Origin of the sequence: Streptomyces sp. URMC 126, from assembly GCF_051386555.1 — a bacterium.
Taxonomy (GTDB): Bacteria; Actinomycetota; Actinomycetes; order Streptomycetales; family Streptomycetaceae; genus Streptomyces.
The window spans coordinates 21,892-31,657 of the sequence record NZ_JBPQTX010000043.1; the positions used below are offsets into that span (position 1 = coordinate 21,892).

Annotated in this window: 11 protein-coding genes; 7 read left to right on the forward strand and 4 right to left on the reverse strand. The window is 73.1% G+C overall.

Annotated features, from left to right (window positions below; translation table 11 throughout):
• Positions 1-67: 67 nt before the first annotated feature.
• Positions 68-862 (reverse strand): AfsR/SARP family transcriptional regulator, encoded by a 795-nt coding sequence (locus ACSNOK_RS08135; RefSeq protein WP_436779913.1) that lies wholly within the window; start codon positions 860-862, stop codon positions 68-70.
• A 585-nt stretch (positions 863-1,447) separates the two neighbouring features.
• Here ACSNOK_RS08135 and ACSNOK_RS08140 point away from each other — a divergent pair.
• The gene (locus ACSNOK_RS08140) at positions 1,448-2,554 is read left to right on the forward strand and encodes a sensor histidine kinase (RefSeq protein WP_436779914.1); all 1,107 of its coding nucleotides are present in this window, start codon (positions 1,448-1,450) and stop codon (positions 2,552-2,554) included.
• Positions 2,555-2,602: 48 nt separating this feature from the next.
• Positions 2,603-3,217 (forward strand): response regulator transcription factor, encoded by a 615-nt coding sequence (locus ACSNOK_RS08145; protein ID WP_436779915.1) that lies wholly within the window; start codon positions 2,603-2,605, stop codon positions 3,215-3,217.
• 29 nt (positions 3,218-3,246) lie between these two features.
• On the opposite strand, the gene ACSNOK_RS08150 is transcribed toward ACSNOK_RS08145, so the two are convergent.
• From ACSNOK_RS08150 to ACSNOK_RS08160, 3 genes are all read right to left on the reverse strand, one after another.
• On the reverse strand, positions 3,247-3,531 hold the full coding sequence (locus ACSNOK_RS08150; protein WP_436779916.1) for an acyl carrier protein: 285 nt from the start codon (positions 3,529-3,531) through the stop codon (positions 3,247-3,249).
• 34 nt (positions 3,532-3,565) lie between these two features.
• Entirely contained in the window at positions 3,566-5,305 is a 1,740-nt protein-coding gene (locus tag ACSNOK_RS08155) for a fatty acyl-AMP ligase (RefSeq protein ID WP_436779917.1), read from the reverse strand.
• A 438-nt stretch (positions 5,306-5,743) separates the two neighbouring features.
• Positions 5,744-6,202 carry a hypothetical protein gene (locus ACSNOK_RS08160; RefSeq protein WP_436779918.1) on the reverse strand — a complete coding sequence of 153 codons (459 nt, stop codon included), beginning with the start codon at positions 6,200-6,202 and terminating at the stop codon, positions 5,744-5,746.
• A 209-nt stretch (positions 6,203-6,411) separates the two neighbouring features.
• Here ACSNOK_RS08160 and ACSNOK_RS08165 point away from each other — a divergent pair, with 209 nt between their 5' ends.
• From ACSNOK_RS08165 to ACSNOK_RS08185, 5 genes are all read left to right on the forward strand, one after another.
• Positions 6,412-6,630 carry a hypothetical protein gene (locus tag ACSNOK_RS08165; RefSeq protein WP_436779919.1) on the forward strand — a complete coding sequence of 73 codons (219 nt, stop codon included), beginning with the start codon at positions 6,412-6,414 and terminating at the stop codon, positions 6,628-6,630.
• An 82-nt stretch (positions 6,631-6,712) separates the two neighbouring features.
• Positions 6,713-7,681, forward strand: coding sequence for a 4'-phosphopantetheinyl transferase family protein (locus tag ACSNOK_RS08170; RefSeq protein ID WP_436779920.1), 969 nt, complete (start codon positions 6,713-6,715; stop codon positions 7,679-7,681).
• Positions 7,682-7,752: 71 nt separating this feature from the next.
• Positions 7,753-8,514, forward strand: a complete 762-nt coding sequence (locus ACSNOK_RS08175) for a thioesterase II family protein (RefSeq protein WP_436779921.1) — start codon at positions 7,753-7,755, stop codon at positions 8,512-8,514.
• Positions 8,515-8,544: 30 nt separating this feature from the next.
• Positions 8,545-9,369 carry an AfsR/SARP family transcriptional regulator gene (locus ACSNOK_RS08180; protein ID WP_436779922.1) on the forward strand — a complete coding sequence of 275 codons (825 nt, stop codon included), beginning with the start codon at positions 8,545-8,547 and terminating at the stop codon, positions 9,367-9,369.
• A gap of 95 nt (positions 9,370-9,464) precedes the next feature.
• Complete coding sequence (locus ACSNOK_RS08185; protein WP_436779923.1) at positions 9,465-9,734, forward strand: acyl carrier protein; 270 nt, start codon at positions 9,465-9,467, stop codon at positions 9,732-9,734.
• Positions 9,735-9,766: the final 32 nt, after the last annotated feature.

Genomic DNA, 9,766 nt, shown 5'->3' on the forward strand with positions numbered 1-9,766 from the left:
GGACGACGGACACCCGCGGGACGGTGGAGCCGCGGTATGCGCACAACACCGCTTCGGGGCAAGCCGGTCAGTCCACGCCCGCGGCCTGCAAGTCCGGCGCGGTGTCGCCGGAGAGCACCGCCTGGTGGAGCCGTTGGAGCGATGGCGAGGGCTCCAGTCCCAGCTCGGCGACGAGGGTGCCGCGCAGCCGCTGGTACGCCTCCAGGGCGCGCCAGGAGCCACTCGAACGGTGCAGGGCGAGCATGAGCTGGGCACAGAACCGCTCGTGCATGGGGTGCCGGATCGTCAGCACTCTCAGCTCCGGCACCACTTCGGTGTGCCGTCCGAGGTGCAGGTCGGCGTCGATGCGGCGTTCCAGGGCGGCCATCCGGCTCTCTTCCAGGCGCAGTGCCTCCAGTTCCAGGACGCTGCCGGCCCGTACGTCGACGAGCGCGGGCCCCTGCCAGAGGGCGAGCGCGCGGGAGAGCAGCCGGGAGGCGGTGTCGTAGTCGGTGGCGTGGAAGGCCGCGCGCCCTTCGGCCGCCAGCCGCTCGAACTCCTGGACGTCGATCCGGCCGGACCGTACCCGCAACAGATAGCCCCCGAAGCGGGTGGCGAGGATGTCCTTGGCGTCGACGGCGGGGTTTCCGGCCAGCGCGGCGGTGATCTTCCGGCGGAGCTGGAGGATGTAGGTCTGCAGCGTGGTGGCGGCGCTGCGCGGGATGCGCTCCCCCCAGATCTCCGTCATCAGGGTCGGTACGGTGACGACGTGATCGGCCTGCAGCGCCAGCATGGCCAGGATCTGCCGGGGCTTGGCCGCGCTCGGCACCACCGGGACGTCGTCCTCATACGCGGTCAGCGGGCCCAGTAACGTGATGTCCATTGCGCGCTCTCCCCTTCGGTGCACTCACGCGGTCCCGGCCCGGGGGAACGTCACCCGAAGCCTGGGATCAGGGTGGCACCAGCGAGGGGCGGGCGCCCAGTGACCCGGACACGAACCCGCACGTGAAAATCTCACGGTGCCCCGGTGACGCCGGCAGGTTTGCGGGCGTGCCGGGTCCTCCCGGGCGGGCCGGCCGGGTGCGGCGGAGTACGGCCGCGCTTCCGTGAACGACCGGTTAAGGAGGAATGGACCGGAACTCCCCCGCTCTTTATCCGGACGGCCGAGTTAGCGCGGTCGAAACGCTGTCACTCCTCATTCTTTCGGCCATTCCGTCGTCCGAGTACCGTGTGCGCGGGACTTTGGCCCCGACCGTCCAGCGAGTAAGTATCAAAGCATCCGCGGGACTTCGGTTCCGGTCCACCAGTGAGGAGGCATCGCGTGGTTGACCCTCTTCGGCGTACGGCACTCGGAGTCGCCCCCCTCGATGCGGAGACCGATGCGAGGAGATACCAGGCCGCTTTAGGCCGAACGGCGGGTGACCAGCCGGTCCGTTGTGTCTCCGGGGCGGAAATTCCGGCCGTCCAAGTGGCCAGAATCATCACCGTCATTGTTCTGTGCGGCTATACGTCCGTGCCCCTCCTCGACGTTCTCCGGGACGATCCGCCACCGGGTCTTCTGCTCGTGGGCCTCGGCTCGGCGTCGGCACTCTTCTTCCTCCATCTGCTGCACAGTTCGCCGCGGGCCCGCCGTTGGCCGTTGCCGTGGAAAACGCTGACCCTCACCGTCCAGTCCGTCCTGACATTCCTGCCGACTCTCTGGCTGGGCATCCCCTGGGCGGGCATGGGCGGGCTCCTCGGCGCCGCACTCCTGCTGATGCTTCCCTCGCCATCGTCCTGGTTCCTCTTCGCGCTGGTGGCCGCGGTCAACGACGGCTGCGCGTTCGCCCTGCGGCTGCCTGCCGTCACCAAGCTGTCCACCCCGCTCACCACGCTGCTCACCGGTCTCGTCCTGTACGGCCTGATCCGGCTGACCGACCTCGTGCACGAGGTCCAGTCGGCGCGTACGGCGCTGGCACGCATGGCCGTCGCCCACGAGCGGATGCGCTTCTCCCGGGATGTGCACGACCTGCTGGGGTACAGCCTGTCCGCGATCACGCTCAAGTGCGAACTCATCCACCGCCTGGTGGTGACCCGCCCGGCCCGCGCGCAGGAAGAGGTGACCGCCGTCTTGGGCCTGTCGCGGCAGGCGCTGGCCGACGCCCGCCTGGTGGCCCGGAGTTACCGTGAGATGTCCCTGGCCGAAGAGGCCGAGTCGGCGGCGACGGTCCTGGCGGCGGCGGGCATCCGGGTCACTCTCGACATCTCCTGCGGCCGGCTCCATCCGGACGTGGACACGGCGCTCGCGACCGTCCTGCGCGAGGGGGTCACCAACATCCTCCGGCACAGCAAGGCCCAGTGCTGCACCATCACGGCGGTCCGCAAGGACGACACCGCCTGGCTGACGCTCGTCAATGACGGGGTGACGGGCAGGGACCGGCCCGCCGGCCCGGGCGGCAGCGGCCTGAGCAACCTGGGCACCCGGCTCGGTGCCATCGGCGGCCGCGTCACCTCGGGGGTGCGCCGGGACGGGCGGTTCCACCTGGAAGCGCATACTCCGGTCCGACCCGGCGCGACACGCCCGGAGCACGGATAATCTTCACCGTACAACCGGAAGGACCGCACGTTCGATCGGGGGTCGGCCATGCTGTCGGTGAGGATCCTGCTTGCCGAGGACGTGCACATGATCCGGGGCGCCCTCGTCGCTCTGCTGGAGCTGGAACCGGACCTCGAAGTGGTCGCCTCGCTGGACCGCGGCGACACCATCGTGGAGACCGCGCTGCGCACCCGCCCCGACGTGGCCGTCATCGACATCGACCTGCCGGGCACCGACGGCATCACCGCCGCCGCCGAACTGCACCGGCGACTGCCCGGCTGCCGGGTACTGATCCTCACGGGCCTCGGCCGTCCCGGCACGGTCCGCCGGGCGCTCACCGCGCACGTGGCCGGCTTCCTGCTGAAGGACGCCCCGCCCGGTGACCTCGCCCGGTCCGTCAGGTCGGTGGCCGCGGGCGAGCGGGTGGTCGATCCCCAACTGGCGCTCTCCGCCTGGGAGGCGGACGACTCACCGCTGTCGCCCAGGGAGACCGAGGTGCTCCGGCTGGCGGCCCGCGGCGCCGACACGGCCGACATCGCCCGCTCGCTGTACCTGACCAGGGGAACGGTCCGCAACTACCTCACGGCGATCGTCAACAAGCTCAACGCCCGGAACCGGATCGACGCCATCCGCGCCGCCGAGGAGGCGGGCTGGCTGCCGTGACGGCGGCGGCCGGCCGGTGCCCGCCACGCTCACCACCGGGCCCGCCCGTCCGCGACCCAGCGGGCCCGGCGCGCGGTGATCCGGTGCGCCAGGTCGCGGACGGAGAGGTACACCCAGATGTCCTCCGGGTCGATCAGGGGGCCGAAGCCCTCCTCGATGTCGCCGAACAGGCCCAGCATCGCCACCGAGTCCAGTCCGCACTCCGTGAGCGGTGTCTGCGGACCGATCTCCCGGGACGTGTAGCCGGAAATGCGCCGGATGGGCCAGTGCAGCAGCTCCGGTTCGTACGGTTCGCCGTGCTGTGGTGCCTCCACGTGTGCCCCCTTCGCTTCCCGCTGCCGACAGGCCTCATCCGGCCAGGGCGGCGGGTCCGGTGCCGAGGTCGCCGTCCAGCCGCTGGTGCAGCGGACGGATCCGGCCGCGCAGGAACAGGTCGCGCATCGCCGAGCGCTCCACCTTGCCGCTGGTCGTGCGGCGCACCGTGCCCGGCCGGACCAGCAGCACCCCGCCGACCCGGACGTCGAACTCCTCAGTGAGACGGCGCTCGACCTGAGTGGCGAGGGATTCGAGGTTCACGTCGAAGCCGCCACGGGTGCGCAGCTCCTGGACGACCACGACGCGCTCCCGCTCGCCGGGCACGCCGAAGGCCGTGCCGGGTCCGAAGAGCGCGCTGACGCGTTGCACCGTGCGCTCGACGTCCTGCGGATAGAGGTTGCGTCCGGCCACGACGATGACGTCCTTGAGCCGCCCGGTGACGTAGAGCCGGCCGTCGCGTACGACACCGAGGTCGCCGGTGCGCAGGTGGCCGCCCTCGCCGTCCGCCGTGGCGGCCTGGAAGGTGCGGGCCGTCTGGCCGGGGTCGCGCCAGTAGCCGCGGGCCACTCCCGCGCCGCGCACCCAGATCTCGCCGATCCGGCCCTCCGGCAGGGCGGCCCCGGTGTCCGGGGCGACGATCCGTACCTCGCAGCCCGTGGCGGTCCCGCAGGACGCGAGCCGGCGCGTCGGCCGGCCCGGTACCGGGTCGCGCCACAGGTTCCGCTCCAGGGCCTCGGCGTCCACCGCGCACCCGTCGTCCGGCCCGGTGCCCCGGCCCCCGGAGACGAACAGGGTGGCCTCGGCCAGCCCGTAACAGGCTGAGAAGGCCTCGGCGCGGAAGCCGGCGGGGGCGAAGCGTTCGGTGAAGTCCCGCAGGGTGGCGGGCCGTACCGGCTCACCGCCGGTGACGGCGGTCCGCCAGCCGCTCAGGTCGAGTTCCGCCGCCTGCTCGTCGGTGACCCGGCTCGCACACAGGCCGTAGGCGAAGTCGGGGGCGCCGCTGACGGTGATGCCGTACCGGTCGATGGCCTCCAGCCAGCGGACCGGGTGGCGGACGAACTGTTCGGCGGTCAGCATCACCGAGGTGCTGCCCAGCCAGAGGGGGTGCAGCAACTGGCCCACCAGGCCCAGGTCGTGGTGGAGGGGCAGCCAGCCGCCCAGCCGGGTCCCCGGCTCGGTGCCCAGCGCGTCGTGCATCGCCCGCTGGTTGGCCAGCAGGTTGCCGTGGGTGACCACCACGCCGCGCGGGCAGCCGGTGGAGCCCGAGGTGTACTGGAGATAGGCGACCGTGTCGGGCGACAGCGCCGGCGGAGTCCAGGGATCGGCGGCGGGCACCACGTCGGCGGGTAGGCAGAGCGTGCCGCCGTGCCCGCACTCCGCCAGCATCCGTGACATCTCGGGGGCCAGCGCGGCATCGGTGAGCGCCACGCACGGCGCGGTGTCCCGGACGATCCCGGCGATGCGTTCCGCGTGGTGGGCCCGGCCGCCGCCGGGCGGGGCCGGCACGGCGACCACGCCGGCGTACAGACAGGCCAGGAAACTGACGGCGAAGCGGTGGTGGGACCGGTGCAGGAGCAGGACCCGCTCGCCCGCCGCGCCATGGCTCTGCAGCCAGCCGGCGAGCCGGCGGGCGGCGGTGTCCAGGTCCCGGTAGGTGACCGGCTCCGGCCGCGGCTGCCGCGCGCCGTCCGGCAGCAGGAGCAGCGCCTCCCGGTCCGGGTACGCCTCGGAACGGGCCAGCATGACGTCGGTGAAGGTGTGGTGTGCGGTCAACGCGTCCCCCTTGAGGGTGGTGCCTCGGTGCCGTCCTCGTACACGAACCGGCCGTGCGGGGGCGCGCACGCTCTTTCCTGGGCCGTGGCGCGAAGCGGACCGCGCCGGCCGGTGGCGGAACGCCGGCGGCTCATGGTGTGGACCGACACGGCGGCCGGTGCGGCCGGTTCGGGGTCCGGGTGACCGTGGAGCACGGTGGAGAGCGCGGGTTCCGACATGCCCGCAGTCTGTTCCCGGCGGCTCGAACGGCGGTGGAAGTCCGCCCGCGGAACACTCGAGTCCGTATGCCCGCCCCGGCTCCGCGTCAGCCGCGTTCGCCGACGGTCCGTACGCGCTCGAAAGAGAGCCCGGAAGCCAGACGGCGCAGGTGCCGGCGGCGGGCGAGGAAGCGCTCGCCCCGTGTCGCGGCGTCGCACGACCGGGCGCTGTCCCACCAGATCACGCCGAGGTAGGCGCGGGGATCGAGGGTGTACCGCAGCAGCAGGCAGCCTTTGCACCCGGGGTCGTACAGGAACTGGCCCGCCAGCGCGCCGAACCTCGCCTCGAAGTCGGCCCCGGCCCGGCGAGCGTTCCCCGCACCAGCAGCGCGTGCTCGGCCTTGTCCGTGGTGGGGCCGTCCCCCAGGAGGCCGACGGGGACCGCCTGCGCGGGTTCGATGGCGGCCAGCCGGCCGAGCCGGTCCAGGCGCGCGCAGGCGGCGTCCGTGTGCAACGCGCCGAACAGGTCCTCCGGTGACCGCCAGAACGCGAGGTGCAGGTAGCTGCCGGTACGGTCCAGGGCCCGCAGGACGACTTGGCCCTCCAGCCCCCTCAGCCGGTCCCAGACACGCGCCTGCCGGGCGAGTTCACTCTCGAACCCGGCCGCGGCCCGCCCGTCGCCGAGCACGAACCGCTGCAAGGAGTAGAGCTGCCGGCCCCGGCCCGCGTGGGAGCCGGCGGGGGGACGTGCGTCTCTCCCCTCCCGGGACGTTCCGCGTCATCGCTCATCTTCCCTTCACCACCCGAAGGCCACCGAGGCCGGGCCCCATCGCGAGAGTTCTTCGAGGTCCGGTCGAGCAGCGCTTGCCAGGCTGCCGCGCCCGACGCGAACCGAAGGGACCCGATGCCATGCCACGCACCGACCGCTCCCCGGGGCCGTGCCCGATCCGCGTGCTGCGCGGCCTGCTGCGTCCGGTGGTGCGCGCCCTGGTCATGTTCGGCTGGATGTGGCTGCCGGGCGTGCCGCCCCAGGAGGTGTTCGGAGCCGCCTGGCCGTACCGGCACGAGGACCCCATGCGGCCGGTGCGCGCCGACAAGTCCAGCAGAGCCGACTTGAGCGGCCCATGACCGCCGCGCGAGGGCGGGCCGGGCCGGAGGCCGTGGGACGGGAGCGGCGGGCAGCGAGGGAGAGGCGGCGGCGACGGTCGCGGTGACCGGCTCCGGCGAGGAACCGCTGCTCGCCGAACCACTGCAGCGTTTCGACGACGCCCGCGGCCACGATCTGTACGCGACCCGCTCGACCGATGACGAGGAGAAGGCCATGCCCCACTCGGCCCACCTGACCCGTACGCCTGCACCGGTCCTCGTACGGCCCCGCGGCGGGCCGCCCGGTGCTCCCGACGCCGCGTGGCAGCCGATGCGCCGCGAGGTCCGCCGCACGGGCGCGTCGGTGGTCTACGCGGCGGTCGACGACTGGGCCCCCGCCAACCTCGACGACCGGCGGCTGGCGGCGGCCCTGGGCCGGGACCACGAGCGGCTCCGGCGGATGACTCGACCGCAGGCCCGGCGCCGGTTCGTGGCGTCCCGTCTGCTGCTGAAGTCGGCGGCCGGCGCGGTCCTCGGGGCCGCCCCGGAGGAGCTGGATCTGGCGTACAGGCCCGGTGGGCGTCCGTACCTGCGCGGCATCGACCGGCTCGACGTGAGCCTGAGCCACACCGAGGACCTCCTCGTGGTCGGGCTGACCCGGTACAACCGCATCGGCGTGGACGTGGAACGCGCCGACCGGCGGATGCTGGGCCTGGGCACCGAGCGCCGGATGTGCACGCCGTACGAGCTGGCGGTGCTGCGCCGCGTGGCGGAGGACCGGCGCAACGGTGCGCTGGTGCGGCTGTGGACGCTGAAGGAGGCGTACAGCAAGGCGATCGGGCAGGGGCTGCGGCTGCGGTTCACCGAGTTCGGCTTCGGCACTCGGGGCGGGCGGGTCCGGCTGCTGCGTCCGGACGGCTCGCCCGGTACCGGCCGGGAGTGGGAGTTCGGCAGCCGGCGGGTGTCCGGCCGGTTCACGGTGAGCGTGGCCGTGCACGATCCGGGCATCGGCGACCAGGCGCTTTCCGCGCCTTTCGACGGTGCGTCGACCGGGCCGCCGCCGCTTGCCGAGCGCGGTTCCAGCGCTTGTTGAGCGCCGTTCCAGGGGATGCGGTGAGGCTCGTTCCGTCTCACCTGCCGGCAAGCGCACGGAAAGGGGATACGGTGCGTCGTTTTCTCGCCGCGCGATGGCCCGACGACGGTTCGGCACGCAAACTCCTGTGCTTCCACCACGCCGGCGCGGGGGCCATGGCCTTCGCCGGGTGGCAGCAGCGGGTCGGGCCGGGCGTCACGGTCCTGCCGGTGCGGCTGCCCGGCCGGGAGTCGCTGCGGCGCGAGGCCCCGCTTACCGAGGCGGCAGCGCTCGTCCGGGCGCTCACGGACGACCTGGCGCCGCTGCTGGACGGGCCGTACGCCTTTTACGGGCACAGCCTGGGCGCCCTGGTGGCCTACCGGTTCGCCCGGCACCTGCTGGAGACCGGGCACCGGGGGCCGGCGCTGCTGGCGGTCGGCGCGTGCCCGGCGCCGCAGCTGTCCCACCGGCTGCTCGCGGACGCGGCGGAGCGCGGCCCCACCGACGAGGAGTTGGTGGGTCTGCTCACGGACGGTGCGAGCGTGCCCGAGGCAATGCTTGCCCGCCGCGGGTGGCTGCGCGCGACGCTCACCACGCTCCGCGCCGACCTGCGCCTGGCGGCCGGTCTGCGCGAGGCGGCGCCAGCCGCCCTGCCCTGCCCGCTGTGGGCGTTCGCGGGGGCGGACGACCCACTGGTCGCCGTCGCGCAGGTCCGTGCGTGGGAGCACTGCACGAGTGCGCCGTTCCGCCTCCGGACCGTGCCCGGCGGGCACTTCTTCCTCCGCGGCCGCGAGGCACCACGGGTCGTCGGGGAGGCACTGCACACGGTAATGCCCGTGCCCCGCACTGGTTGAAAGGCTCGTCTACAGAAGGGGATTCCGCGGATGGACATCAGCGTACTGGGGCCGTTCAGAGCGGTTCAGTCGGGAGTGTCGGTGACACCCACCGCCGTCAAGCCCCGCAAGGTACTCGCCCTGCTCGCGCTGCAGGGGAACCGGCTCGTCTCCACCTCCGCGCTGGTGGAGGAGGTCTGGGGGGAGTCACCGCCGCGCAGTGTGCAGACCACCCTCCAGACCTACGTCCTCCAGCTGCGCACCCTCATCTCCGCCGCCCTGGGCGAAGACCGCGTGGGCCTTCCGAACGGCGCGAAGAGCATCCTGATCACCGAACCCGGCGGCTACCTCCTCGACACCCTGGGCGGGCTGGTCGACGTGCAGGAGTACGAGGCGCTGGCCACGGCCGGCCACCGGGCGCTGGAACAGGGGGACTGGGGCGGCGCGTCCGGCTGCCTGGGCCGGGCGCTCGCGCTGTGGAACGGCCGGGCCCTGGTGGACGTGCAGTGCGGTCCGCTGCTCGAGGTGGAGGTGACGCGCCTGGAGGAGTCGCGGATGAGCGTGCTGCACGCGCGGATCGAGGCGGACCTGCGGCTGGGCCGCCACCACGAGGTGATCGGCGAGCTGTCCGGTCTGGCCGCCCGCCACCCGCTGCACGAAGGCATCCACGGGCAGCTGATGGTGGCGCTGTACCGCGCGGGGCGCCGCAGTGACGCCCTCAACACCTACCGGCAGTTGCGCGCCGCACTGGGCCGGCACCTCGGCCTCGACCCGTCGCCGGGCATCGAGGAACTTCAGCAGGCGGTGCTCGACTCCTCCCCCCTGCTCGGTCTGGACGGCTCGCTGCCGCCCGGACGCCTGGTCCGGGCCGGCTGACACCGGCCCGTGCCCCGGGGCTCCCGTCCCTGCCGGGTCCTCCCGTCACCGAGCACCCGGTCCTCACCGGTATACCCATGAAAGGAACAAGGACGATGAACGACATCACCCTGGCCGAACTCGGGGAACTGCTGCTGGAATGCGTCGGAGCACCCGAGGATGGCATGAGCCTGGACGGTGACGGCGCCCTCGACACGCCGTTCCTGGAGTTCGGTTACGACTCCCTGGCGCTGCTCCAGGTCACGGCCGTCATCGAGCGCCGCCACGGCATCGCGCTGGACGACGACGCGGTGGCCGAGGCGGAGACGCCGCGTCTGCTGCTGAACCTCATCAAGGAGGCGCCGCGCGCCGGAGCGGCCCGGTGAGCACCCCCGTCCCCCACTCCCCCGGCCCGCCC

What these genes read in the sequence shown, in the direction of transcription:
- ACSNOK_RS08165 (WP_436779919.1), top strand. Translation starts at nt 6,412, where the DNA reads ATGCCACGCACCGACCGCTCCCCGGGGCCGTGCCCGATCCGCGTGCTG.
- ACSNOK_RS08180 (WP_436779922.1), top strand. Translation starts at nt 8,545, where the DNA reads ATGGACATCAGCGTACTGGGGCCGTTCAGAGCGGTTCAGTCGGGAGTG.
- ACSNOK_RS08185 (WP_436779923.1), top strand. Translation starts at nt 9,465, where the DNA reads ATGAACGACATCACCCTGGCCGAACTCGGGGAACTGCTGCTGGAATGC.
- ACSNOK_RS08135 (WP_436779913.1), bottom strand. Translation starts at nt 862, where the DNA reads ATGGACATCACGTTACTGGGCCCGCTGACCGCGTATGAGGACGACGTC.
- ACSNOK_RS08145 (WP_436779915.1), top strand. Translation starts at nt 2,603, where the DNA reads ATGCTGTCGGTGAGGATCCTGCTTGCCGAGGACGTGCACATGATCCGG.